Raw genomic sequence first — 25,163 nt, forward strand, 5'->3', positions numbered from 1 at the left:
GACCGAATGTGAGTGATAGACCATGGGCGAATTAACCGGCGATCCAATCGATCCGACGGCATTCTCGGTAGGAAAACAGCAGGTCGACCAGGCGGTCGTGCTCACTGTCTCGGGTGAGGTGGACATGCTCAGCTCGCCGCACCTGTCCGAGGCGATCCAGACCGCGCTGGCGACAAAACCCGCCGCGCTCATCGTCGACCTGTCGAAGGTGGACTTCCTGGCGTCGGCCGGAATGACGGTGCTGGTCACGGCGCAGGCGGAGACCACGCCGCCAACCCAGTTCGCGGTCGTCGCGAACGGCTCGGCGACGAGCCGGCCGATCAAGCTGATGGGAATCGACAGCGTGCTCGCGCTCTACAGTTCGCTCGACGACGCGCTGAGCGGCACTACTGGTGGGTGAACCTGGGGATGGGGGCACAGCTGGAAACGATGGGGCGATCTGATCATCAGCCGTACAACGTGCCGGACCTGGACGACCGGTCCCACTTCGTGCGGAACCGCGTCGGCGCGGACCCGCGCAGCGCAGCCCTGGCCCGAGCCGACTTCAGGGCCTGGCTCGAGACGAACTTCGCCTTGGACCGCGCCCGGTTGAGCGACGTCGTGCTGGCGGTGAACGAAGCCATCGCCAACGCCGCGGAGTTCGCCTATTGGGACGCCTCGCAGCGCGGGACGCTGGACGTCAGCGCGTCCTATGACCGTCAGACCGACACGCTGGCCGTCACCGTCGACGATCGCGGCCGGTGGCGCCAGAAGGTTCCCGCCCAGTACCACCGGCAGCTCCGCGGACGCGGTATCCCGCTGATGGAGGCACTCGCCGACGAAGTGGCCATCGACCGCACGCCGCACGGAACCCGCGTCGCAATGACCTGGACCGGCCTGGCGCAGCGCCCCTAGCGTCGACGGGCCGATGCGCCGCATCGGCGATCCGCTTGATTCACAATCGATTTCGTCACTCCGCGCCATCGATCCCGTAACATCTGCGCCGTGGAACCGAGCCGCCGATGGGGCGACGACCGCGCGATCCTCGATGACGAGGAGGCACGCCGGCGCATCCTGGACGCCGCGGGCCGCTGCATCGTGCACCGCGGCAACACCCAGTTCCGGATGGGCGAGGTGGCCGACGAGGCGGGGGTGTCGCGCTCCACGGTGTACCGCTATTTCCCGGGCCGCGACGACGTGCTGCTGGGCCTGATCCTGGCGCGGGTCGACCGCGCGCTCGGTGAGTTGGTGCGCTCGCTGGCCGCTCCGGATGATCCGGAGCGATCGGTGCCCGAGATGGTGCTGGCCCGCGTCGACTCGGTGGACGGCGATCCGCTCAACGAGGCGCTGTTCGCCGCCGAGAGCACCGCCGTGGCGACGGCCCTCGAGAAGGGCTCGGAACCGATTGTCGAGACCTTGTTACGGCACTACGCGCCGCTGCTGGAGCGGTGGAAGACGGCGGGCCGCATCCATCCCGACCTCGATCCGCGGTCGGTGGTCCAGTGGCTGCACGCGACCACGTTGTTCCTCCTGGCGCCGTCCTGGCGATATCGCCCGGCCGTCGACAAGCGCGAGTTCGTCGAGCAGTTCGTGGTGCGGGCCCTCGTGCCAGAGATCAGACAATAATGGCGTATTGTCTGATGTTCACGCGTTCACGTACTTTGCCTAACCCCCTGCCGCGACGCCTCGACGGCTCGCGGCCCCGGTGACATCCCGCACCCACGAATCGAGCGGATATGAACAGCCCTGTGTCGCAGGCGCTTTCGGCCGCCGGCCTGGCCGCTCACCTGGGCGGCGGCGTGCGCCGGGTGGCCACCGACGCGGTGGTCGGCGGCCGGTTCGGGTTGCCCCGCCGGGTGCGGGACATCGACGCGGCAGTGCTCACCAAGGTGATGGGAACCACCGTCCGCTCGGTCCGCGTACTCGGCAGCGACGCCGGGACATCGGCACGGGCGCGGCTGGTACTGACCGGAAAGAACGTCCCCGACTCCGTGTTCGTCAAGCTCGGCGCGGAGACGGCGGCCACCCGTCTGATGGGTGAGCTGGGCCGGCTCGGGCACACAGAGGTGCGGTTCTACCGTCAGCTCGCCCCGCAGATCGTCGGCGCCCCCTATGCATACGGTGCGGTGTTCGACCCGTGGACCGGCCGCTACCTCGTGGTGCTGGAAGACCTACCCGCCGAATCGTGCGAGTTCCCCGACACCCTGCACCCGCTTTCACCCGACCAGGCGAGCCTGATCGTCGAACTGCTGGCCGACCTGCACGCCACCTTCTGGGAACGGCTCCCCCGCGACGGCCGCGGCCCGCTGGGCTGGCTTTACACGGCGTCCGGTGACGTCACCTCCCTGCTGACCGGCTCGCTGATGCACGCCTCGATCAAGCGCCTTGCCGAACGCACCGAAATCCCTTTGGAAAAGGGCCGGTTCATCGCCGACAACTATCGTGCGGTCGCCGCCCTCATCGACACTGCCCCGCACACCGTCATGCACGGCGACGCCCACCCGGGCAACATGTACTTCCACGGCGGCAAGGCGGGGCTGCTGGACTGGCAGGCGGTGCGGCGCGGGCACCCGTCCCGGGAACTGGCCTACACGCTGATCACCAGCCTCACGCCCGAAGATCGCCGGGCGACCCAGCGCGAGTTACTCGACGACTACCGCCGCGCGCTCGCCGCGGCCGGAGGGCCCGAACTCGATCGCGACGAGTTGTGGCTGCGGTTCCGCCAGGCCGCGCTGTACGCCTACGTCGCCCCGCTGATCACGGCGGGAATGGGCGGCATGCAGGTCGAAGACATCGCCATGGAAGGGCTGCGCCGCGGTGTCGCGGCGCTCGATGACCTGGAAACGGTCGCCGCGCTGCAGAGCTCGCTCTGAGGCGAACAAGTTTCCGCCGAACCTGTTGCGACGGCCCGGCACGAGTTACGCTACTTCCCGTAGCGTAATCCTGACGCGTCCCGTGCGTCGTCGGCCCATGGCGGCAAGGAGAGTCTCGTGTTCGACCTGAAGATCGTTGGTGGCACCGTCGTCGACGGCACCGGCGCAGCGCGCTTTCGCGCCGACATCGGCATCAAGGACGGCAAGATCGTCGACGTCGTCCGCCGCGGCGCCGACGACCCGGCGATGCCAGGGGAAGCCGCCGAAACCATCGACGCCACAGGGCGTGTGGTCGCCCCGGGCTTCGTCGACATCCACACCCACTACGACGGTCAGGTGAGCTGGGACAGCCTCCTCGAACCGTCGAGCGGGCACGGGGTCACCACCGTGGTCACCGGCAACTGCGGTGTCGGGTTCGCGCCGGTTCGCCCCGGCACGGAGCAGTGGCTGATCGAGTTGATGGAAGGCGTCGAGGACATTCCCGGCACCGCGCTCACCGAGGGCATCACCTGGGGATGGGAGAGCTACCCCGAGTACCTCGACGCCGTCGGCGAGCACAAGTTCGCGATCGACGTGGGCAGCCAAGTCGCCCACGGCGCCATCCGCGCCTATGCGATGGGCGAGCGCGGCGCCCGCAACGAGCCGGCCACCCCCGACGACATCGCCGCGATGGGCCGGCTGGTTCGGGAGGCGATCGAGGCGGGCGCACTCGGCTTCTCGACGTCGCGCACGATGGGCCACCGCGCGATGGACGGCGAACCCGTCCCCGGCACCTTCGCCGCCGAGGAAGAGCTGTTCGGCCTCGGCCGCGCCATGGCGGCCGGCGGGCAGGCCGTGTTCGAGCTCGCCCCGCAGGGCGCCGCGGGTGAGGACATCGTCGCGCCCAAGAAGGAGCTGGAGTGGATGCGGCGGCTGGGCGCCGAGATCGACCGACCCGTGTCGTTCGCGCTGATCCAGGTCGACGCCGATCCGAAACTGTGGCGCGAGATGCTGGACCTGTCCGCGGACGCGCACGCGGCGGGCGCTCGGCTATACCCGCAGATCGCCGCGCGCCCGTTCGGAATGATGATCGGGTTCCAGGGCCACCACGGCTTCAGCCACCGGCCCACCTACCGCCGGCTGAAGGCCGAACTCGGCCGGGAGGAACTCGCGCATCGCCTCGCCGATCCCGCGGTGAAGGCCGCGATCCTGTCCGAGGACGACCTGCCCCCCGACCCGACGCTGTTGTTCGACGGCATGTTCGCCCTGGTTCAGCACTCGCTGCACCGCCTCTACGCCCTGGGTGATCCGCCCGACTACGAGCCCACCCCGGACCGGACCGTCGCCGCCATCGCGCAGGCCCGCGGCGAGGACCCGCTGTCCACCCTCTACGACCTCATGCTCGAGTCGGACGCCACCTCCATGCTGATGCTGCCGCTGTTCAACTACGCCGACGGCAACTGCGACGCGATCCGGGAGATGCTGTTGCACCCGGCCGGCGTGCTCGGGCTTTCCGACGGCGGCGCCCACTGCGGGATGATCTGCGACGCTTCGTACCCCACCTTCCTGCTGACGCACTGGGCGCGCGACCGGCACCGGGGCGAGAAGCTCTCGCTGGAGTACGTGATCCGCAAGCAATCCCGCGACACCGCACACCTTTTCGGCCTCACCGACCGCGGGACCATCGAGCCGGGAAAGAAGGCCGACATCAACGTCATCGACGTGGACGCCCTGAGGCTGCATCCCGCGGCGATGGCCTTCGACCTGCCCGCCGGCGGGAACCGGATCCTGCAGGGAGCCAGCGGCTACGCGGCCACCATCGTCAGCGGAACGGTCACCCGGCGCGACGACGTCGACACCGGGGCCCGTCCCGGGCGGTTGGTACGCGGGGCGCGCTAAGGCTCCCCCGCATGAACGCGCCCGCCCGCAATCCGGCCCGCGTCCGGGACGAGGACGCGATCGGCGCCCCGCCGGAGACGCCCGCCCTGGTGCCGGCCGAGCGGTATTACGCACCGGCGTTCGCTGCGCTCGAGGTCGAGCGGATGTGGCCGAAGGTCTGGCAGCTGGCGTGCATGGTCGACCACGTCGCCGAGCCGGGCGACTACTTCGAGTACCGGTGCGGACCGTACGGGGTGTTGATCGTGCGGGGCGACGACGGGGTGCTGCGAGCCTTCCAGAACGTCTGCCGCCACCGCGGCAATTCGGTGTGCGTGGGGTCGGGCTCAGGGCTGCGCGAGCTCAAGTGCGGCTACCACGGGTGGACGTGGGACCTGGCCGGCACCCTCAGGCGGGTCCCCGACCGCAAGGGATTCGGGGCGCTCAACCTGTCCGACTTCCCCTTGGTGCCGGTCCGGGTGGACACCTGGGAGGGGCTCGTCTTCGTCAATCTCGACCTCGAGGCGGTGCCGCTGCTCGAGTACCTGGAGGCGGTGCCCGACGACATCGCCTGGTGCCGGCTGAGCGACTTTCGCTGCTACGCCACGCTGACCGTCGAGGTCGCCGCCAATTGGAAGACCATCGCCGACGGCTTCAGCGAGACCTATCACATCCAGACGCTGCACCCGGAATTGCTGCGCTGTGTCGATGATGTGCATGCGCCTCAACGGATCTGGGGACACACCGGCAAATCCGACCAGCCCTACGGGGTGCAGAGCCCGCGCTTCGACGGTGCGCTGAGCGACGAAGAGGTCTGGGACGCTTACGTTTACACGCAGGGCGCGCTGATGGGCGCCGCCGAAGGCACCCCCTTCCCCGCCGACGAACGCCGCGACGGGCAGACGGTCCAGGATCTGATCGCCGCTCACACCCGGGCGTTCGCCGCCTCTCGCGGGGTGGACCTGGACTGGGCGGACACCGACCGCATCACCCGGTTGCATCAGTACAACGTCTTCCCCAACATGACGCTGCTGGCCAACGCCGACCACCTCACCGTCATGTGTTCGCGGCCGGGCGCCACCCCCGATCAAGGCGAGCTGGTCATGTTCTTGATGACGCGGATGCCGCCGGGCGCCGCGCGCGCCAAGCCGACCGATGTCCGGATGAGCGCCGGTGAGGCCGACCCGGGCGTGGTGCTCACCCAGGACATCCAGATACTGGCGGGACTGCAGCGCGGCATGCATCAACCGGGTTTCACCCACTTGGTGCTGTCCAGTGAGGAGCGGCGGGTGATCAACCTGCACCGCAACCTCGAGCGGTATTTGGACCTACCCCGGTCCCAGCGAGTGAGCGGCGGCGTGGCTCGGCCGCCGGCAAGATAATTCGTCCAGACACGCCGTAATCGGTCCGATGCGTTTTAGAATCCGTTTCGTGATAACCCCGTCAAACCCGTGGGGGGAAGACCGAGGGCGACTCGCGCATCAGCTACAGATGCGATATCAACCACTCGCGCGAAGACGCGCGCGGCGAATGTGCCAGAGCTTCGAGCGGGTCGGCGTCCGGACGGCGCCGGACCGCCTGCAGGAGATGCTGGCGGGCGCGCCCCTTGCCGCTCACGAAGCGATGGACGTCAGGTTCGCGTTGATCGCGCTGCGGATCGACCGCGAAACCCGCGCCGCCCGGTACAAGCGGCTGAAGCGCCAAGGCACCCGCTCACTGATGTTCGCCGGGCTGGTCCTGGTGGTGTTGAACTTCCTCATGTGCATGGCGTACTTCCTGCTGAACCTCGCCGAGCAGGGCGCGCCTCTGTGACCCGCTGAGACCCCTCAGCGCGGGACGACGATGCCGTTGTCGTAGGCGTAGACGATCGCCGCCGCGCGGTCCCGCAGGTCGAGTTTTCCGAAGATCCGGCCGATGTGACTCTTGACGGTGACGCTGGAAATGCAGAGCTCGTCGGCGATCTCGGAGTTCGAGAGACCCCGGCCCATCAACGTCAGCACGTCGAGCTCGCGGGTGGTCAGTTCGGCGATCGCGGTGCCGCGGGGCCCGGGCGCGGCTTTGCGGTAGGTGGTCAACACCCGCGCGGTGACGGCGGGATCGAGGTAGCTGTCGCCCCGCGCGACCGCCCGCACGGCGCGGATCAGCTCCTCGGCGGAGGAGTCCTTGAGCACGAACCCGGCCGCGCCGGCGCGCAGCGCCTCGGACAGCAGCTCGTCCTCGTTGAATGTGGTCAGCGCCAACACCGGCGGCGTGCCGCCGAGCCTGCGCGTCGCTTCGATGCCGTCGATTCGCCGCATCCGCAGGTCCATCACGACGACGTCGGGCCGGTGCTCGGCCACCGCGGCGGGCACCTCGTCGCCGTCGGAGCATTCGGCGACGATGCCGAACCCGTCCTTGCGCCGCAGGATCCGGCGCAGCCCCGACCGCACCAGGTCCTGGTCGTCGACCAGGAGGACGGTGACCTCGGGTGGCTCCGGGGCATGTGGGATCACGCCTTGCACCACCACGGCCGCCAGCCGGTGTCACCTTCGTGCAGCGGTATGTCGGCGCGCACCGACCATCCGTCCGGGGTGGGGCCGGCGTCGATGGCCCCGCCCAGCAGTTCGACGCGCTGGCGCATGCCGCGCAACCCGCGCCCCTCGGCGGACAGCGGTACGGCAATCGCCACCGGTAACCGGTTCTCGACCGTGAGGCTCGCCGAGGCCGCTGAGACGTGAAGGGTCACGGTCGATTTCGAGTCGGGCGCGTGTTTGGCGATATTCGCCAGCGATTCCTGGGTGATGCGATACAGCGCCAGCCCAACGGCCGGCGAGACGCGGTCGGTGGGTCCCTCGACGCGCAGCGTGAGGTTCAGTCCGGCGCGCTGAAAGTCCGCGACGAGCGCGCCGACGTCGTCAATGCCGGGTTCGGGCGTCGTCTGCGCGGCTTTGGTCGGTGAGCCGTCCAGTAGCCCGACGGTCCGCCGGATGTCGGCCATCGCCTGCCGGCCCAGGCGTTCGGCCTGTTCGAGCGCCTCGACCGCGTCATCGATGTCGCGGTCCTGCTGCAGCCCTCGACGCGCGCCCGTCACGTGCAGCAGGGTGATGCTCAGCGAGTGGGCAATCACGTCGTGCACTTCGCGGGCGATGCGCCGCCGCTCGTCGGCGGCGGCGTGCTCGGACAACATCTTCTGCGCTTCGATCTGTTCGGCCAGCAGCAACCGCTGACTGCGCATGACATAGCCGAGCAGCCAACCCGCCCCCACGAAGCACAGGTACAGCAGCACCGCGTCCAGGCGGTGCAGTGCCGACGCGGCGAGCAGCAGCGCGGCCGCTGACGCGGCGGCGAGCAGGCCTCCCGCGACCGAGGTCAGCGTCGTAACCGACAACACCATCAGCACCATCAGCGCCGGGGCGAAATCTGCGTGAATGGGGGTCGACGTGCCGAAGAGCATCATGGCGGTCGCCGTCGACCACGTCGCCCACATGAGCACCGGGCTGAGCTTCATGTTCAGCGCGAAGAACAAGAGCGTGGGTGAGATGCACACCGCAAAGGCGGCCAGCGCGACGGGCAGATCGGCGGCGGGCCGCTGCAGGATCGCGATCACCCCACCCGCGAGCTCGGTGGCATCGACGGCGACGAACGACGCCCAGGTGATACCGACCGGTATCAGCCCGCTCCGCCGGTGCAACTGTTCGCGCACGTATCTCGTTGCGGCACGCAACATCGTCCAATCGTAGAAGAGCGCGCCACCAGCGCACATCATGCCGTGGGTGGCAATCGCCTCCTACCGTGGTAGGGGATAAAGACTGCACTTCGGCACGACGCGCATTACCCGGTTGCCTTTCTAGCGTTCCAGTCATGACATGGACACTGCTGCACGATCGGATGGCCTTCATGGCCGAAGTGATCAAGGCCGCCGAGACCGATCCCGATGCGGCTCTCGCGTCGGTCGCCGCGTCACCCGAGGTTTCCAGGCTGTTCGGTGACGAGGAGGGCCTGCTGCTTTCGCTGGGACAGCGCTGGATCACCATGCTGGTGGCCAAGCTGGACCAGGCCGCACACGAGGGTTTGGCGGCCGAGCAGGTGCGGGCCGACCTCGAGGCCGCCGAGCCCGGCCTGCACGCCCTGGTGCGGATCGGCTCGCGGCAATCGCTGCGGCTGCGTTCCCTGTCCCGCGGCGAACACGTCGCCGTGGGCCTGTTCGGCGGGCCGTCCGGCGATCGGCAGACCGTTGCATGACCGAATGGGCATGCTGACGCGGTCCACCGGCCGCTACGCGGTTCTGATCGTCGGCCTGTGGGTTCTGGTAGCGGCATCCGCCAACGTGGTTGTCCCGCAACTGGAACGAGTCGTCGACTCGCACGCCCGATCCTTCATGCCCACCGACGCACCCAGCGCGGTCGCCGCCTCGCGGGCGGCCCAATTGTTCGGTCAGACCCCGAGCAACAACTTCGTCTACGTTGTGCTGGAACGCAATCGGACGCTGACCGCCGACGATCACCGGTTCTACGACGCGATGACGACGGCCCTGGGGGCCGACCGGCGGCACGTGTACGCGGTCACCGACCTGTGGTCGCAGACCGCCACGGCCGCCGGAGCGCAGAGTCCGGACGGGCGGGCCGTCAGCGTCATGGTGCGGCTGGCCGGGATGCTCGGCACGGCCCAGGCGCGCGACTCGGTCGACACCGTCCGCGACACCGTCCGGAATTTCTCGCCGCCGGCCGGCCTGCAGGTCCATGTCACCGGCCCCGGCGCGACGATCGTCGACGAATTCTCCGCGATCGACCGACAGATGCTCGGCATCACCGCCGCCACCATCGGCCTCATCCTGCTTCTGCTGCTGGTGGTGTACCGCTCGCCGATCGCGGCCGCGATTCCGCTGATCTCCGTCGGGCTCGCGCTGGCGCTGGCCCGCGCCGTCGTCGCCGCGCTCGGACAGTCGAATGTGGTTGAGGTGTCCTTGTTTTCGGTTGCGCTGATGGCGGCCATGACGCTCGGCGCCGGGACGGACTACGCGATCTTCCTGGTCGGCCGCTACCAGGAGGGCCGCCGCCGCGGCGTCCCGCCGGCCCGCGCGCTGGCCGAGGCCTACCGTTCCATCGCGCCCGTCGTGATCGGGTCGGCGCTGACCGTGTCGGTGGCGCTGGCCTGCCTGGTGTTCGCCCAGGTCGGTTCGTTCCGCAGCGCCGGGCTGCCCTGCGCCATCGGCATTCTGGCGACCATGCTCGCCGCGCTGACCCTGACGCCCGCGCTGATGAGCCTGGCGATACGCCGCGGCTATCTCGAACCGCGCCCGTCCGGGACGGCGCGGCGCTGGCGTCGCGTCGGCACGGCCGTCGCCCGCTGGCCCGGCCCGATCCTGGTCACCGCCGGTGCGCTGACGCTGCTGGCCGCGTTGCCGCTGGCCGGCATGCGGATCGGCTTCGACGAACCCGCCGCCACGCCGTCGGCCACCGACTCCAATCGCGGATATGTCAGCGCGGACCGTCATTTCCCGGCCAACGCGCTGCTGCCCGACGTCGTCGCGATCCAGGCCGACCACGACCTGCGCAACCCGGCCGGCCTGATCGCCATCGAGCGAATCACCCGTCGCATCATGGCCGTACCCGGTGTGCGCGCGGTGCAGTCCGCCAGCCGTCCCGACGGCAAGGTGCCCGAGCAGGCCACTCTGAGCTATCAGGCCGGTGTGCTCGGCCGCCAGTTCGGCGACACCATGGACTCGCTGACCCGGCGCCTCGCGCGGGTCTCCGAACTGGACGGCGCGCTCTCCCAGACTCAGCGTGCGGTGGACGGCCTCGCCAGCGGATTGCGCGGCGGCGGTACGGGTCTGGCCGAGGTGTCCGGCGCCGCACAAGACATGCGCGCCGGCATGGACGGATTGCAGCGCAATGTCACGACGGTGTCGGGTTACCTCGACCCGCTCCGGGATTTCGTCGGGCGAACCCCCGACTGCCCCGCCAACCCGATCTGCTCGACCGTAGACCGCGTGCTCGAGCCGGTCGACGGGCTGGTACAGACCTCGACCCGCCTCAGCGCCGGCGCCGCGGAACTGACCAGCGGTTCGAGCACGGCCGCCACCGCGATGTCCGGTCTGCCCCAGAGCATCGCGTCGATGAAAGACGCTTTGGCGCAAGCACGTTCGGCCACCCGCGACCTGCTCGGCCTGACCGACACGCTCGGGCCCCAGATGCGGCAGTTGACCGACTACCTCGACGAGATCGCAACGCAATTCCGGGGCAGTGCGGCGGCCGACTTCTATCTGCCGCAGCGGGCGCTGACCGATCCGCGCTATGCGACCGCGCTGGGTCACCTCATCTCCGAGAACGGCCGGGCCGCGTACCTGCTCGTGTACGGCGACGGCTCGGAGTGGGGTGCCGACGGAGCCAAGCGGGCCGACCAGGTGCGGGCCGCCATCAAGGAGGCCACCAAGGAAGGCACCCTGACGCCGGTAGAGGTCGACCTTGCCGGAGTCGGCCCGGTGACCGCCGACCTCCAGCGCTTCGTCGCCGGGGACGTCAAGCTGCTCGTCGGCGTCGCGTTGGTCCTGATCTTTTCGATCGTCACGGCCATGCTGGGCAGCCCGGTCGCGGGATTGGTCGTCGTCGGGACCGTCGTCACCTCGTACGCGTCGGCCGTCGGTGCCAGCGTGCTGATCTGGCAGCACCTCCTGCACCACGATCTGCACTGGGCCGTCGCCCCGATCGCATTCATCGCGCTGATCGCCGTCGGGGCGGACTACAACCTGCTGTTGGCGCTGCGCATCAAACAGGAAGCGGCAGCGGGCCTGAGGACCGGCATCATTCGCGCCTTCGGCGGCACGGGCGGTGTGGTCACGGTCGCCGGGATCGTCTTCGGGCTCACCATGCTGGCGTTGGTGAGCAGCAGCGTGCTCAGCATCGCCCAGATCGGCACCACCATCGCGGCGGGTCTGTTGTTGGACACCCTGGTCGTGCGGGCGTTCATCGTGCCGTCCATCGTGGCGCTGCTGGGCCGTTGGTTCTGGTGGCCCCGCGCGCTGCCACGTCGGGCCGCCGCCGTGGAAACCATTCCCGCGCGGACCCTTTCGTCCGCTACTGCTGTGGGATCGTGACGGTCGACGGCAGCCCGACCAGCACCCCTTCCACGTCGCCGTCGGCACTGACCATCAGACCGCGTCCCGGCGGCAGCGCTTGAGCGCGCACCGCGCGGTTGATCCGGTTCTGCGGGTCGTTGTCCATATAGAGCTGCGCGACTTTCGCCGAGTTCTGGAACCTCATCCACGGATCCATCTGCAGCGTCGCCCAGTTCGCACTGTTGCGGGTGGTGAACACGTGCAGCCCGATCTGCCGCGCGCGCTCCATCAGCTTCCACAACGCCGCACCCACCGGCGGTTTGGGCGGGTAGCTCTGATCGGGCCGCAGGTCCTGGACATCATCGATGAGCACGAAGTGCCGGGCACCTTCCCACGGTTTGAGCGCACGCAGCTCCTCCTGGCTCAAGCCCTTGGGAGGCAGCCGGGGCAGCAAGATCTGTTGCGCGAGTTGGGTTATCACCTCGTCGATCTCGTCCTGGTCATAAGCGTACGCGCGTACATAGCCGGGCCCGCTCAGATCCCGCAGCCCGTGCGGTGCGGTCTTGGGATCGATGAGCGTCAGCTGCGCCTCCTCGGGGCTGAACCGGCTCATGATCGCCTCGCCGATGGACACCAGCGACAGCGTCTTGCCGCAGCCCTGGCGGCCCAGGATCATCAGGCCCGGGCTCTCCCGAAGCTTGAGCGGAACCGGCCCGAGTTCGTGGCGCTCCCCGATGGCGAAGGCGATCGACAGGTCGTCGCCGCTGGGATGTGTGGCCTCGTATTCGAGAATCGCCCGCAACTCGACGCGTTGCGGAAGCCGCTGCAACGTGGCGTGTTTGGTCACACCCGCGACGTCGGCGATGCGCCCGCCGACGTCGACGATGCTGATCAGCGCGCCGGTCGCCGCTTCGGTCAGGGCCGGGATGCCGACGCGCAGCTCGTGCAGGCTGTCCGTCAGACCGAAGCCCGGGCGGTTCAGCGTACGGCGCGCGGCGTCACGCGACTCGAGCGACGAGTGCCCCATCTGGCTTTCGCTGGGGTCGGCCAGTCTCAATTGGATTCGCGCCGTGGCGTTTTGCAATAAGCTCTGCCGCTGGCCGTGAATCCAGCCGCCGGCGCTGCACATCACGTGGACCCCATACTCGGGACCGCGGCTGCTGAGCGAGATGATGCGATCGCCCAAGACGGTGTCTTTCGAGTAGACGTCGTCGTAGTCATCCACCACCACGAACACGTCGCCGAAGGGGTCGTTGGCGTCGGTACCGCCCAGCCCGTCGCTGCCCGGTGCGAACCGGCGCTCGCGGAAGCCGTCGAGGTCGATCTTCAGGCGCCGGAACGAGTTCTCGCGCGCGTCGATCAACGCGTCCATGCTGCTCAAGATGCGCTCGATGCCCTCGGCGTCCTTGGGTGACACGATGTCGGTGACGTGCGGCAGCGACGCCGCCTGCGCCAGGGTGGCCCCGCCGATGCAGAAGAACGTCACGCGCGCGGGGCTGTACATTGCTGCGGCCGAGCACATCAGCGTCATCAGCGTGGTCGTCTTACCCCGCTGCTTGGCGCCCACCACGATCACGTTGCTGCGCAGCGCGTCGACCGCGTGCACGACCTGTTTGGACTCCTCGGGGATGTCCATCACGCCCACCGGGAACATCAGGCCCGCGTTCTGGCCGTAGTCCACATGCCAGGGCTTGCCACGGTAGGCCGACACCAGGACGTCGACGGGCTCGGGGTCCTCCAGCGGCTCGAGCCACGGCCGCCGCGGCGACCGGTGCGGAACTTGGTGCAACGACTCCCGTAGCACGTCGACGATCTTCTTCCGCTTGAAACCATCGTCGTGGTAGAGGAATTCGTCGGGCTCGGTGTCGACGGCGGCCGCGGCTTCGAGCGCCGAGGCGTCGGACGCGTCGAGCGGCTGGTACTGCCAGTTGTAGAGGCGCGGCTTGGTCAGCGTCATGTCGACGGTGGTCGCGACCTCCTTGCCCTTCGGCACCACGAAGGGAGCCGACAGGTAGAAGCAGCGGAACGGTTCGAGGTCGCGTGGCCCCACCTTCAGCAGGGCGAAGCCGTTCTCTTTCGACGGCAGGTGGTAGGCGGCGTCCGAACCGATCACCTCGCGGCTGTCGTCACCGGATTCGGCGCGCAGCGCGATCCGGAACGCGATGTTCGACTTCACCTTCTGCAGCGACGACAGATCCAGCCGCTGCCCGCCCAGCATGAAGAACACGTTCGCGCCGCGGCCTTCCTGGCCGATGTGGATGATCAGGTTGATCCACTTCTCGTGGTTGGCAAACAGTTCCAGGTACTCGTCGACAATGACGAGCAGGACGGGCACCGGCGGCAAGTCGCGCCCGGCCAGCCGGATCTCCTCGTAGTCGTTGGCGTCGCGCGCGCCCACCGAAGTGAACAGCTCGTAGCGCTGCTTGATCTCACCGTCGATGACCCTGCGCATCCGCTCGGCCAGATGCCGCTCGTCCTTGCCCAGGTTCGACAGGGCCGCCACCACGTGCGGGATGCCCAGGATGTCCTGGGCCGCCGATTCGAACTTCATGTCGACGAAGATGACGTTGAACGTCTCCGGTGAGTGGGTCAGGGCGATGCCATAGACCAGCGACAGGAAGAACTCCGACTTTCCCGAACCACTGGTGCCGATGACCACCGAGTGAAAGCCGAAGCCGCCGAAGTCTTTCGCGCGGATGATGATGTTCTGCAGCTCGCCGGTGGGCTTGGCGCCGACCGGGATCTCACACCACCGCTCGTCGCCGCGGCCGCGCCGCTCGGCCCATAGCCGGTCGACGTCCAACTCACGGGGATCGACGATGCCCAGCGCGCGCAACAGTTCGGCGGCGCCGCCGGTCGAGTCGGCGATCTCGCTGCGGCTGGTCGGTGACCACCGCGCCATCGCCCGGGCGTACCGGTAGGCCCGGTGGATCGACAACTGATCGGCGTGCGCGAAGAACTTGCCGCGCACCCGCAACAGCGGCGCCGGACGCCCGTCTTCGCCGTCGGCGTCGGAGCCGTTGCGGCCGAATCTGACGCTGCCGTTGACCGGCGTGCTGTGCCGCTCGCCCATCTCGAAGACCTGGTCCTGGGCGAAGCCCACGCCGGTGCCGACGCGAGATGCGAGACGCAGCAGGGTGATTCCCGCCTTGCCGACCTGCCCGACCACGCTTTCCCATGCGTCGGGGCTGCCGGTGTTGTCGTCGACGATCACCAGGTGCGGTCCCAGATCCACGGCGTCGGCGCCGGTCTCGAGCGCCGACCCCATCGCGGTCGGGCTGGCCGCCGCCGGCGGTGTCCACGCGCCGCGCTTGCCCTTCATGTGCAGCTCGGCGCCGAGCGACTCCTCGAGCTCCTCCGGGGTGGCGAAGACCAGGCGTCGCCAGCCGCAGGCGTCGAACAGCTCGTCGTGCAGGTTGTGCGGCAACCACACCATCCACGACCACACTTCGGGATTGCGGGTGACGACCATCAATTTCACGTCGCGCGGATTGTGAAACACTGCCAGCGAGCACAACACCGACCGCATCAGCGAGCGCAGCCGGTCCAGGTCGTCGCCGACGAAGCTGAAGCCCGGCGCCGACCGCAGGTTGACCACCTTGGCGATATCGCGAATCTTGCGCTGCTCCAAGATGAAATCGCGCAGCGCCTGCCCGGTGACGGGTTCGAGCTCCTCGTCGGAGGCGATGTCCGGCCACGTCACCGACAAGACGGAGTCCGGGGCGTGCTGCACGCCGGTGCCCAGCCGCACCTCCAGGAAATCCGGGTCGCCTCGCCCACGCTCCCACATCCGCGGGCCGCCGATGATCGCCCCCAGGCCACGCGGATCCGAGTGCACCGCGTGCTGCCATTCGCGCTGGGCGCACACCGCGTTCTGGATCTCGTCGCGGTTGGAGTCGAGGTCGCGCAGGTAGCGGCGGCGACCCTTTTCCATTTCGCCCCAAGTGATCTTGCGGGCGCGCCCGAAGCGTCCCGAGAACGCCAGCATGCTGAACGCGCCGATGCCCATCAGGGGGAAGAATCCCGTCGACAGGCTGCGCACCCCGGACACGTAGAGCATGACAATGGTGCCGATCAGCGCCACGATCAGCGCCGGCACCCCGATCATCACCCAGATGTTGCGGGGTTCGCGCTCCGGCAGGGCGATCGGCGCACTCGGTGCCACCCGAACGGGTTTCGGCGGTTCGATTTTGACCCGGTTGATGGGAAACGCTTTCTTGGACATCCCCTAGCCTCCCGCCTTCGCCGATGTCGTCACCACGGCCGCCTTGCCGAGCGCGGGCACGGTGTCACGCGCCACGAGCGCCGCCTCCCGCGACAACGCCGGGCCGGCCGCGAACGTGCGCAGTAAAGGCCACGGCGCCTGGACCGCCGAGGCCGGGTCGAGTCCCAGGGCGCGCATCGTGTCGTCGTTGGCGGCGATGCCGAACCGCACGCCGTTGTCGGACACCCAGAACAGCGATTCGCGGGAATCGGACGTGATCACGCCGCTGGTCGAGGCGACGAAGTTGGCCGCCCCCGGAAGCACCAGCACCTGGTCAGCGACCACCGAGGCCGGGTCCCGGTCGTCGCGCACCAGGTGCACGATCCGGTCGTCGAGGTAGGAGTACACCGGAAGGCCCCGCCCGTTGTAGACGACGACCCGGGCCTGCGGGTCCGTTGAGCCCTTCTCCCAGGCGACACAGGTGGTCGGATTCGCGGCCGTGTCAATGAAATTCAGCCGCTTCGTCGGGTAGTAGTCCACGTCCAGCGAGTTCACCTGGGGGATGTTGACCAACACGTCCGGCGTCACCACCCGCGGCGCGGTCGAGCCGTAGGAGTTGGCGCTGCGAAGCAGGTCGGCGACGAAGCTGGTGATCTTCTGGACGCCGTCGGGCAGGAGTACGTAGAACTGCTTGCCGCCGCCGGCGGTCTGGGCCTGCAGCACCGCGCCCACCTGTGACCCCGAGACCCACGTCGAGGGCGCGCCCGCCTGCGGAACGTTCGGGACGCGCAGCGGCTCGGTCGCCGGCATCCCGTCGTACAGCGCGCGTGAAATCTCAACCGGCGACGTCACTCCGGGGTCCAGCCCCAGGCTCAGGGTGATCGCCCTGCTGGCCGGATCGACCTGCGAGCGTTTGCCGCCCCAGATCACGTACGTGTTGCCCTCGAAGGTCACCAGCACGCCGGCATCATCGGCCAGGGGGGCCGCGCGGTCACCGCCGTTGAGCGTGCCCGCGATTGACGTGACGACCGGCTTCTCCCCGCTGCGCGGGCGGCCCGCCGTATCGCAGACGGCCCACGCCGAGATCGCGCCCCGGTTCACCGGCATCGCCGCCGGCGCCCCCGGGATACCGATCAGCGGCCCGGTCGGATACTTCGCGATCTCGCTGCGCTTCACCCACGTCGGTTCGTTCGCCGTCCCGGTGGCCAGCCGGGCGGACGTCAGATTGAGGGCCGGATAGAGCCGGCCGTCGATGCGGGCGTAGATCGCGCCGGAGTCGCGGTCCCCGATGATCGCCGATTCACCGACTGCGCCAGTCGGTTTCAGCACGTTGAGCAGCATCATCCACCCGGCGGCAATGGCCACCAGCAGGATCGACAACACCAATGCGGCCGTCTGCTTGCGGTCGTCGTGTTTCATTCGCACCGAGAACCGGGTGGTCGCCGCGCGCAGCCGCCGGTTGTAGAACAGGTGACCGGAATTCTGGTCGCGGTTCGACAGACTCAGCGGCATCTCAGTACCCCTTCGGTGATCGGCGAGGATCGGCCTGCTGAATCAGGTCAGCGAGATTCGACGCGTCCGCGGCGACGTGATAGCGGCCCGTCGCATAGTTGATGAACGCGCACGCCTGCGCCACCAAGTTGTGGATGTCGCGTGACGTGCCCGGCTCGTGATAGGCCGCGAAGGTCGGTGCGATGAATTGCCAGGCGCCCTTGCTCGGCGTGCCCCGCGCCGCGTTGGAGTCCCAGTCGTTGACCGCGTTGGCGTTGTAATTGGACTCGCGGCGAGCGACCAGATCCATGCCGCGTTCCCAGCGAGCACGCGCGGCGGGATCGTGAATACCCTTGATGTCCAATGCTTTACGGATGGCCGCCACGACCGCACCGCGCCCGCTGCCGTGGTCGCTTCGCATTGCGGCCCGCCTCTGTCGGTAACGCAGCCGCCGCAGCCGCAGCGCGAGGAGTAATGCCCGCTGGCGCGAGTTGAGGATGTGCCGGTGCTGGGCGCGCAGCCTCGCCGCCATCCGGACCATGGCTTCGCGCCGCGCCATGGGGGTATCGGGCGTCGACGCGGCGTCGGCCTTCGCGTCGTCCAGGATCGCCTGGGTTGCCGTCCTCGCCTGCGCGTAGTCGTCGTGCGCCCCCGCCATAATTCGTGCCAGCGTGCGGTCGGTGGTGCTCGACCGGCGCAGTTCGTTCAGGGTGTTTGTCGACCGTTGCGCCGCGGCGGCGGGTAGGCCGTCGGTTCTCACCGTGGCATGTTGCTGCGTGTTGCCCACCCGCGCGGCGGCGGCCTCACCGGCGAACAGACCGTGGCCGCGGGCCAGGAGCGCCACTGCGTGCATCGTCAGCGGATCAGTCAATGACTGCCCCACCCTGGTCCCCTTTTTCCCACACCCGCGCCGCAAGAATTCGTACTCAATAGCATGCACGAATAGGCAGTTCCGCTGTCAATAACGAGCGATTACGTAGCGACCCTACTGCCGGGGCTGCGGCGCGACCACTCACCTTCCGGCGGAGTGGGAATGGGCCGCGGCGGGCTATTCCTTCGCCTCGTCCTCGGTCGGCATGATGACGATCCGGCGATTCGGCCGGTTGGTGACCACGGTCGGCTTGTCGTCGCCCGGCTTGGGCCCCGGCGGGCTCGGCGGCATCGTCAGGCGGCCCTTGACGGGTTGGCCATTGGGCACGCCGGGCGCCGAGATCCGCTTCTCCGGCGGCTTCTCCTTGTTGCCGCCTTCACCGTGGCCGCCCATCGCTCCGGGCGGCATCATTCCCATACCGCCCATACCGGTCTGGCCCCCGGCGGTCGGCGCGCCGCTGACCGGCGGCATCATGGCGGCCTTGGCCGCGCCGGCGGGTGTCGTCGGCGGCGATGACGTCGGCACCGGAGGCGGACCCAACGAGCTGGCCGGGGTGGTGCCGCCACCGCCCAGGCCCGCGCCGCCACCGCCCGAGCCCAAGCCGCTCCCGGCTCCGGAGCCCGGGCCGACGCTGTCGACGAGATGCGCGTCGCTCGCCAGTCCGGCGCCGTGAGCACCCTGGACGGCGCTCATCAGCGGCTGGATCGCGCTCTGACCCGCCTGCATCGCCTGCTGCGGCAGCTGCGTCAGCGGTTGCATGACGCCGCCGACCGCACCGCCGAGCGCGCCCGTGATGCTTTGCAGCATCTGCTGCATCATCTGCGGCGCTTCTTGACCGACGTTTTGCATCTGCTGCGCTGACTGAGCTTCGTTTTCAGGAAATTTCGCTGCCGCGTCGGCGGCGTGAGCTCGACGGTCCGCATCTCCTTGGGCGCTATCCGCCGCGTCCTTGGGCACGCCCGCACCTGAGGCCGCGTAGAGTCCTGCGCCGGCAGCGCCCGTCGGCGACGGGTCCGGCGGCGGAGGCGGTGGCATTGTCACCGGTGGCGGTGGCGTTATCCCCAGTCCCTGCAGCAGGATCTCCGGTGTGATTCGGATCGGGGCACCGCCAGGACTCGGGGGAAACGCCGGTACCGCATCGCCGGTCATGACTTCACCCCCATCGCTACGGCCCAGTCACCATTTCGCTTGCCGTGTTGCATTCTCATTCTGTCACAGGCGGGCTGACGACGTATTCGCGTCGCCGCGTCGCCGCGGCGGCCGGCGCGGGCTATCAGCGCGGACACGCCTGATGCGGCGCCTTATGAATCACGCCGCGTTGTCGCTATGAACCAGGCTAAGTGGTAGTTCGCGAGGTATTCATGCCCTTCGATTACCGCGTCGATCGCTGCCAAGAGCATCCAATCGCCAACTGCAGCGACGTCGTGATTGGGGTAGAGACTCAATACCGACTGTTGAATATCGTTGATACATTTGTGCAGCAGCTCGGCTTCGCTGTCGAGCACGCCCGTTTTCCGTACCGCTGGCGCCGCGATAGCCTGCGCAATTCGCGGGAGCCCATCGCGTCGACGAACAGCATCGACCAAAGTCGGCCCGAGTTCGTCTACGCGCGGTGCAACTGAGCGGGCAGGCCGATCGCCGCTCAGCGTTGGAGCTTCGGAATCCGATTCCGCGACGTAGGTGTTGTGCTCGTGAGCGGCGGCGACAACGACGACTCCCAGCAAGTCCACCACGGTGGCATCTCGCCGGCGCGGGGCCGGCTCAAGCAGGGTTACATGGGCGGGTAGACGGACGTGAGGCGGCATCCATCCGCCCGCGAGGTCGGTAACCAGCAGAGTGGTTGTGCCATCGTCTCGCAGACCTGCCGCCCACGAAAGTCGCGGCTCCTGGCGGGCCACCGCATCGACGAGCCGCTGCAGCCGTTGTTGTTCGGCAGCCCTGCTCGACGCCGCACCAGCCGTCGCACCAGCGGTGGCGGACACCGCGGTTGCCCCAGCCATCGTCGAGGCGGTGGCCCCGGTCTGCCCCGCGGCGGTCCCTTGCGCCGCCGCGCGCTCGACCGGAGAAACCAGCGGTCCACCCGCTGATGGGGACGAACCTGGCGACGGTGCGACCGGCGCGCCCGATACCGGACTCGCTGCGACCGAAGGCATGGCTGGAGCCGCCGTAATGGGCGGACGCAGATCCGAGCCGTATGCAGGCAATGGCCCCGCAGGGCCGCCGCCAGGGTTCCCGCCTATAGCTGCTGGTGTTCCGGACCACGATCCCCCGGTTATGACTGGCGCTATCGGAGCGGCTGTGCCTGTGGCCGGTGGCGGGGGAGCGGCTGGCGGCGGCGTGTCAACCGGGGTGCTCGCGGGAATGAAAACCCCCCCGCTGGGCGCGGTCGGCGTTACCGGTGGCGGCCCACCCGTTAGCCCAGTCTGCGGAGGCGGGGTTCCAGACTCCATTGCGTTTATCGCGCCTGACGACAGGCCTTGAGCGCCCGCACCAGCTGGCTGCCCCGTCGCCATTCCGGATGCGAATGACTGCGCCAGATTGGGCGCGCTGCCCTGCCCCGTGGCCAACGGTGCCATCGATCCACCGGGTACGCCGGGCATCGCAGGCGCCATCGGTCCGCCGCTACTGCCGGGAAGTTGGACGCCATGAGACGGAGAAGCATTTGGAGGCGGTGGGGTCCCGAGGTTGCCATTCCGGTTCAAAATGCCTGCAGCTGTGGGCGGCGGATGTTCGGCGGCGCTGCGGAAGTTCACCGGGCTGTTATCAGTGCCGACCCTATTTGACGTGCCTTGAGCTGGTGCCATCGTCTGGGGCCCTGCGCCGGGATCAGACCCGCCGCCACCAGTCCTATTCGACACGCCTGAGGATGACGGCGGCGAATTAAGGTCATTTTGACCAATCGCGCGCGGTGGTTGAGCGCCGTCGATATTGAAGCCATGCTCGCGCGCCCACGTCCGTGCATCAGCGCCGACACCTTCGGCATCGAGGACCTTCTGCGTGGCGCCCGAGATCTTGTTCGTCGCGTCCCGGCTCGCGTTCGCCGCGTCGGCGTTGCACCTCTCTTGTACTCCAAGTATTTCGGTCAATTGCTGCGGTACAGGCTCTTTCGACGCAAGAATCTTGTCTATGTCCTGATCGCCCTTGCTCGCTATTTCTGCTAATCGGCTCCGCAGAAAATCGATTGCGTCTGCACCGGAATTGAAGGCTTCCGCCTTTTTCTGATATTTCTCGGCTAGGTCCATGTGGAATTTTGCGCCGTCGTGGTAGCGGGCCACGAGATCGTCCGCTGTATGGCCTTGGTTATTTGCAGCAAGCAGATTCTGAAAGGCGGTCAACTGGTGTGAATACTGCTGCTGCTCTAAGCAAGATTGGCTCCAATACTGCTGTGCGGCGCGCATGGCCATCGAAGGTGCGGGCCACCACGGCCCTATTAACAGGGCCGTCCACCTACCGGGCGGAAGGTCAAGCGCCACCACATACCTTTTTCATGATGGCGTCCTTCGCATTCACGTCATCGACCGCGGCGCGAAAGTCCGCGTCAGACGCGGCGCCACTGCTGCTCTTTGCCGTGTCCACCAAGTAAGCTCGCGCTAGGCCCTTAGCGGCGCTGCGGTATTCGTCGTCGAGAGCGGGATCGGTGGCTGCGTCGTTGAGCATGACGGCGGAGTTTGTAAGTGCCACACGGCCCAAGGCTGGGTCGCTCGCATTGGTGTCCACTTGCACTGCTTTCGCCGCCAGTTGGTAGGTTTGGCACAGTCGCTGTTGCGCAGCCGCGACTTCCGCAGCAGTGTAAGTCGGTGTTTTCGTGATAGAGGACGGGCCCGAAGTCGCTGGCCGAATGAGAGCCAGGATCAGCGCAGCGACAGCGACTATGGCAGTGATAGCTAGGGCGATCGCAAGCCACGGGCGGGAATTCCGTCCTTGGTTGCTGTACCCCGTCGGCGCCCATTGGCCCCGCGGCGGCTGGTCGGCCGACCCATGATCGTGACCTGACATCTGGTTACCCACCACGTACCCTCCTCGCGCCAACAAGCATGCTGACACAATCTGCCAAGAAACCCCCGCTCCATAGTGAGACAGGAAACTGCCACTCAGCAATTCACGAGCCCTAGGTATACAGACCTGCACGTCCGTGTCGGTTATGACCGCACCGGCGGCTGCCGGACCCGTTAGCCTTCCGCAGCGTTCGATGCCTAGCCGCGTTAGAGGGTTTCCGCCGCTACCTTCCTCGCATGCCAGTGACGGACGATACGGCTTGAAAAACAACAAGCAGTTGTGCCGTGATTACACGGGTCTAGCAAATCAGGCGTCACCGCAAACCCTGCTGCGTATTGACCATTGACCAGCGAAAGCGTCGCGTCGAGCCAACAACCTGGAAGCCAGCCAGCCGCGTTGCCTGCCAGGTCGAGCAGTCAGACCCGCGACGGTGACGTGCCGGCCCCCGGCCGCACCGCCCGCAGCTCACCCGCATTCTGCTGGTCCATGCTGGTGAACCCCTTGGCGGCGATATGCGCCTTCGCGCCAACGTCGGTCAGCGTCTGCTTATGACCTTGCAAGTTCTGCACGTGCTGCGTGTGAGCTGCGGTGACGGCCTCGTGGAAAGAATCAGCCGCGGCGAAGTCACCGAACATTCCCGACGCCAGCGGGCCCCTCGCGAGCTGGTCGGCGCCTTCTTGCGCGTGCCCGCCCGCGCGGTGTGACTCGTTGCCCCCAGAGTGCAATAGCGCTGTGTCAACGAACATTGCCACCCCTTTCGCCGTGGCTCGGCAACCTACTGACCAGGCTAAATACACGAGGGGCGGCGGTCAATTCACGTTGTGTCGGCTGGCCTGCTGCACGCCTTACAAAGCGCTAGCTCCGTCAGCCAAGCCGTCGCCATCGCTGTCACTCAGCCGCACGTTCCACTTGCCGTCGCCGTCGGTGTCGACGTATCCGGTGATGCCATCCTCATCCGTGCAGATCACCCGATCGGCCACCCCGTCGCCGTCGATATCAAAGAGTCGGTCGTTGTCGCCACCGTGGCCGTCGAAGTCGACCAGCGGGCCGCCGGTGTGCTCGACGCCGTCGAGCCCGAACCACCGCAGTTGTCGGCCCTGCTCCGTGGCCACGCCCCACGTCCCGGATCCGTCGTCGGTGAAGTACGCCTCAGGAGTGCCATCGTTGTCGAGGTCGACCACCGCGTGATCGGCGATGCCGTCACCGTCGAGGTCCGCAAGCGCGTCGTCATGCAAGCCGTCGCCGTCGAGATCCAGGCCGAAGGCATCGAACCGGCCGTCGCCGTCCAGGTCGAGGTCCAAGTCGTGGTGAAAGATATCCGCCGTGCCATCGTCGGCACCCATGCAATAGTCCACGAAAGATCAGACGCCACAACGCCGTTACTGGTTCCCCCGCGAGTGCCACCAGCTCAGCAGTTCCGCGCTGGCCTCCTCGGACGTCAACGGCCCGCGCTCCAATCGCAACTCTTTGAGGAAGCGCCACGCCTCGCCGACTTGCGGGCCGGCCGGAATGTCGAGCAGCTTCATGATCTGGTTGCCGTCCAGGTCGGGACGCACGCGCGCCAGATCCTCTTGGGCGGCCAGCTCGGCGATCCGCGCCTCCAGCCGGTCATAGCTGGCCTGCAACCGGGCGGCCCGGCGCTTGTTGCGGGTGGTGCAGTCGGCCCGCACCAGCTTGTGCAACCGCGACAGCAGAGGCCCGGCGTCGGTGACGTAGCGGCGCACCGCGGAATCGGTCCACTTGCCCTCGCCGTAACCGTGGAACCGCAGATGGAGGTACACCAGCTGCGAGACGTCCTCGACCATCTGCTTGGAATACTTCAACGCCCGCAACCGCTTTCGGGCCATCTTCGCGCCGACCACCTCGTGGTGGTGGAAGCTCACGCCGCCGTTGGCTTCGTGCCGCCGGGTCGAGGGCTTGCCGATGTCATGCAGCAGCGCGGCCCAGCGCAGCACCAGATCCGGACCGTCGTCTTCCAGCGCGATCGCCTGCCGCAGCACCGTCAGCGAATGCTGATACACATCCTTGTGCTGGTGATGTTCGTCGATGGCCATCTGCATGCCGCCGACCTCGGGCAGCACCACCGCGCCCATCCCGGTCTGCACCAGCAGGTCGATGCCGGAGACCGGGTCGTCGCCGAGGAGCAGCTTGTCCAATTCGGCGGCCACCCGTTCGGCGCTGATCCGTGCCAGCTCGGGGGCCATCGCCTCGATCGCGTCGCGCACCCGCGGCGCGACGGCGAAGCCGAGCTGCGAGACGAACCGCGCGGCACGCAGCATCCGCAGCGGGTCGTCGCCGAAAGACATCTCCGGTGCGGCCGGGGTGTCGAGCACCCGATCGCGCAGGGCCGCCAAACCGCCGAGCGGATCGAGGAATTCGCCCGGCCCGTCCGGCGTGATACGGACGGCCATCGCGTTCGCGGTGAAATCGCGGCGCACCAGATCGTCCTCGAGGCGCTCGCCGTACTGCACCGCGGGTTTGCGCGACACCTGGTCGTAGGCGTCGGCGCGAAACGTGGTGATCTCCAGGCGGTGTTCGCCCTTGCCGATCCCGACGGTTCCGAACTCAATGCCGGTGTCCCACAAGTGGTCGGCCCAGCGCCGCAAGATCTGTTGCACCTGCTCGGGGCGGGCGTCGGTGGTGAAGTCCAAGTCGGGGCTCAGCCTGCCCAGCACCGCATCTCGCACGGACCCGCCGACGAGGTACAGCTCGTTGCCCGCGGCCTGGAACGCCGAACCCAGCTCGCGCAGCATCGGCGCGTGTTGGTTCAGGGCAACTGCGGCGGCGGCAAGCAGTTCCACATCGGCTTCGGGCACGTTCGGTCAGCCTAGTAGGCGGGAACAGGAGACGACGGCCCCGCGC

20 protein-coding genes are annotated in these 25,163 nt (G+C 68.0%); 9 read left to right on the forward strand and 11 right to left on the reverse strand.

Going from position 1 to position 25,163, the window contains the following annotated elements:
* Window positions 1-22: 22 nt before the first annotated feature.
* The 7 genes from U8D42_RS21545 to U8D42_RS21575 all read left to right on the forward strand — a co-directional run bounded on the left by U8D42_RS21545 (window position 23) and on the right by U8D42_RS21575 (window position 6,518).
* A complete protein-coding gene (locus U8D42_RS21545) occupies window positions 23-400 on the forward strand; it encodes an STAS domain-containing protein (RefSeq protein ID WP_322858274.1) in 378 nt (125 codons plus the stop codon).
* 59 nt (window positions 401-459) lie between these two features.
* On the forward strand, window positions 460-894 hold the full coding sequence (locus tag U8D42_RS21550) for an ATP-binding protein (protein WP_085239513.1): 435 nt from the start codon (window positions 460-462) through the stop codon (window positions 892-894).
* A 90-nt stretch (window positions 895-984) separates the two neighbouring features.
* On the forward strand, window positions 985-1,605 hold the full coding sequence (locus tag U8D42_RS21555) for a TetR/AcrR family transcriptional regulator (protein WP_085239333.1): 621 nt from the start codon (window positions 985-987) through the stop codon (window positions 1,603-1,605).
* A 110-nt stretch (window positions 1,606-1,715) separates the two neighbouring features.
* The gene (locus U8D42_RS21560) at window positions 1,716-2,852 is read left to right on the forward strand and encodes a phosphotransferase (RefSeq protein WP_322858273.1); all 1,137 of its coding nucleotides are present in this window, start codon (window positions 1,716-1,718) and stop codon (window positions 2,850-2,852) included.
* 117 nt (window positions 2,853-2,969) lie between these two features.
* Window positions 2,970-4,730, forward strand: a complete 1,761-nt coding sequence (locus U8D42_RS21565; protein ID WP_322858272.1) for an N-acyl-D-amino-acid deacylase family protein — start codon at window positions 2,970-2,972, stop codon at window positions 4,728-4,730.
* 11 nt (window positions 4,731-4,741) lie between these two features.
* Window positions 4,742-6,088 (forward strand): aromatic ring-hydroxylating oxygenase subunit alpha, encoded by a 1,347-nt coding sequence (locus U8D42_RS21570; protein WP_322858271.1) that lies wholly within the window; start codon window positions 4,742-4,744, stop codon window positions 6,086-6,088.
* A 148-nt stretch (window positions 6,089-6,236) separates the two neighbouring features.
* Window positions 6,237-6,518 carry a hypothetical protein gene (locus tag U8D42_RS21575; RefSeq protein WP_090419610.1) on the forward strand — a complete coding sequence of 94 codons (282 nt, stop codon included), beginning with the start codon at window positions 6,237-6,239 and terminating at the stop codon, window positions 6,516-6,518.
* A 14-nt stretch (window positions 6,519-6,532) separates the two neighbouring features.
* Here the strand turns inward: U8D42_RS21575 and U8D42_RS21580 are convergent, their stop codons facing one another.
* Together U8D42_RS21580 and U8D42_RS21585 are read right to left on the reverse strand one after the other, a co-directional pair.
* Window positions 6,533-7,195: a response regulator transcription factor gene (locus tag U8D42_RS21580; RefSeq protein WP_322858787.1), complete on the reverse strand. Its 663-nt coding sequence runs from the start codon at window positions 7,193-7,195 to the stop codon at window positions 6,533-6,535.
* Window positions 7,195-8,412, reverse strand: a complete 1,218-nt coding sequence (locus U8D42_RS21585) for a sensor histidine kinase (RefSeq protein WP_322858270.1) — start codon at window positions 8,410-8,412, stop codon at window positions 7,195-7,197. Before U8D42_RS21585 ends, U8D42_RS21580 begins: the two co-directional genes overlap by 1 nt.
* A gap of 134 nt (window positions 8,413-8,546) precedes the next feature.
* On the opposite strand from U8D42_RS21585, the gene U8D42_RS21590 reads away from it, so the two are divergent.
* Window positions 8,547-8,927, forward strand: a complete 381-nt coding sequence (locus tag U8D42_RS21590; protein WP_085239329.1) for a hypothetical protein — start codon at window positions 8,547-8,549, stop codon at window positions 8,925-8,927.
* The gene (locus U8D42_RS21595) at window positions 8,920-11,778 is read left to right on the forward strand and encodes an RND family transporter (RefSeq protein WP_322858269.1); all 2,859 of its coding nucleotides are present in this window, start codon (window positions 8,920-8,922) and stop codon (window positions 11,776-11,778) included. The genes U8D42_RS21590 and U8D42_RS21595 overlap by 8 nt, the downstream gene beginning before the upstream one ends.
* Here the strand turns inward: U8D42_RS21595 and eccCa are convergent.
* The 9 genes from eccCa to U8D42_RS21640 form a co-directional block, all read right to left on the reverse strand.
* Window positions 11,759-15,964 carry a type VII secretion protein EccCa gene (gene eccCa, locus U8D42_RS21600; RefSeq protein ID WP_322858268.1) on the reverse strand — a complete coding sequence of 1,402 codons (4,206 nt, stop codon included), beginning with the start codon at window positions 15,962-15,964 and terminating at the stop codon, window positions 11,759-11,761. The genes U8D42_RS21595 and eccCa overlap by 20 nt on opposite strands.
* 3 nt (window positions 15,965-15,967) lie before the next feature.
* Entirely contained in the window at window positions 15,968-17,455 is a 1,488-nt protein-coding gene (gene eccB, locus U8D42_RS21605; RefSeq protein ID WP_322858267.1) for a type VII secretion protein EccB, read from the reverse strand.
* A 1-nt stretch (window position 17,456) separates the two neighbouring features.
* Window positions 17,457-18,287 (reverse strand): transglycosylase, encoded by an 831-nt coding sequence (locus U8D42_RS21610; RefSeq protein WP_322858786.1) that lies wholly within the window; start codon window positions 18,285-18,287, stop codon window positions 17,457-17,459.
* 195 nt (window positions 18,288-18,482) lie between these two features.
* Entirely contained in the window at window positions 18,483-19,454 is a 972-nt protein-coding gene (locus U8D42_RS21615) for a hypothetical protein (protein WP_431523799.1), read from the reverse strand.
* 152 nt (window positions 19,455-19,606) lie between these two features.
* The gene (locus U8D42_RS21620) at window positions 19,607-20,287 is read right to left on the reverse strand and encodes a DUF5631 domain-containing protein (RefSeq protein WP_348636927.1); all 681 of its coding nucleotides are present in this window, start codon (window positions 20,285-20,287) and stop codon (window positions 19,607-19,609) included.
* 1,480 nt (window positions 20,288-21,767) lie between these two features.
* A complete protein-coding gene (locus U8D42_RS29400; RefSeq protein WP_431523800.1) occupies window positions 21,768-21,962 on the reverse strand; it encodes a hypothetical protein in 195 nt (64 codons plus the stop codon).
* A 755-nt stretch (window positions 21,963-22,717) separates the two neighbouring features.
* Entirely contained in the window at window positions 22,718-23,047 is a 330-nt protein-coding gene (locus tag U8D42_RS21630; RefSeq protein WP_322858266.1) for a DUF2563 family protein, read from the reverse strand.
* Window positions 23,048-23,146: 99 nt separating this feature from the next.
* Window positions 23,147-23,656 carry a pullulanase gene (locus U8D42_RS21635; RefSeq protein ID WP_085239321.1) on the reverse strand — a complete coding sequence of 170 codons (510 nt, stop codon included), beginning with the start codon at window positions 23,654-23,656 and terminating at the stop codon, window positions 23,147-23,149.
* Window positions 23,657-23,680: 24 nt separating this feature from the next.
* Window positions 23,681-25,117 carry a CCA tRNA nucleotidyltransferase gene (locus U8D42_RS21640; protein ID WP_322858265.1) on the reverse strand — a complete coding sequence of 479 codons (1,437 nt, stop codon included), beginning with the start codon at window positions 25,115-25,117 and terminating at the stop codon, window positions 23,681-23,683.
* Window positions 25,118-25,163 lie beyond the last annotated feature (46 nt).

The sequence above is a fragment of the Mycobacterium europaeum genome, from assembly GCF_034555895.2.
In the GTDB taxonomy this organism is placed as follows: domain Bacteria; phylum Actinomycetota; class Actinomycetes; order Mycobacteriales; family Mycobacteriaceae; genus Mycobacterium; species Mycobacterium europaeum.

What these genes read in the sequence shown, in the direction of transcription:
- U8D42_RS21545 (WP_322858274.1), top strand. Translation starts at nt 23, where the DNA reads ATGGGCGAATTAACCGGCGATCCAATCGATCCGACGGCATTCTCGGTA.
- U8D42_RS21560 (WP_322858273.1), top strand. Translation starts at nt 1,716, where the DNA reads ATGAACAGCCCTGTGTCGCAGGCGCTTTCGGCCGCCGGCCTGGCCGCT.
- U8D42_RS21570 (WP_322858271.1), top strand. Translation starts at nt 4,742, where the DNA reads ATGAACGCGCCCGCCCGCAATCCGGCCCGCGTCCGGGACGAGGACGCG.
- U8D42_RS21575 (WP_090419610.1), top strand. Translation starts at nt 6,237, where the DNA reads ATGTGCCAGAGCTTCGAGCGGGTCGGCGTCCGGACGGCGCCGGACCGC.
- U8D42_RS21585 (WP_322858270.1), bottom strand. Translation starts at nt 8,412, where the DNA reads ATGTTGCGTGCCGCAACGAGATACGTGCGCGAACAGTTGCACCGGCGG.
- U8D42_RS21590 (WP_085239329.1), top strand. Translation starts at nt 8,547, where the DNA reads ATGACATGGACACTGCTGCACGATCGGATGGCCTTCATGGCCGAAGTG.
- eccCa (WP_322858268.1), bottom strand. Translation starts at nt 15,964, where the DNA reads ATGTCCAAGAAAGCGTTTCCCATCAACCGGGTCAAAATCGAACCGCCG.
- eccB (WP_322858267.1), bottom strand. Translation starts at nt 17,455, where the DNA reads ATGCCGCTGAGTCTGTCGAACCGCGACCAGAATTCCGGTCACCTGTTC.
- U8D42_RS21610 (WP_322858786.1), bottom strand. Translation starts at nt 18,287, where the DNA reads ATGCACGCAGTGGCGCTCCTGGCCCGCGGCCACGGTCTGTTCGCCGGT.
- U8D42_RS21615 (WP_431523799.1), bottom strand. Translation starts at nt 19,454, where the DNA reads ATGACCGGCGATGCGGTACCGGCGTTTCCCCCGAGTCCTGGCGGTGCC.
- U8D42_RS29400 (WP_431523800.1), bottom strand. Translation starts at nt 21,962, where the DNA reads ATGCTCAACGACGCAGCCACCGATCCCGCTCTCGACGACGAATACCGC.
- U8D42_RS21630 (WP_322858266.1), bottom strand. Translation starts at nt 23,047, where the DNA reads ATGTTCGTTGACACAGCGCTATTGCACTCTGGGGGCAACGAGTCACAC.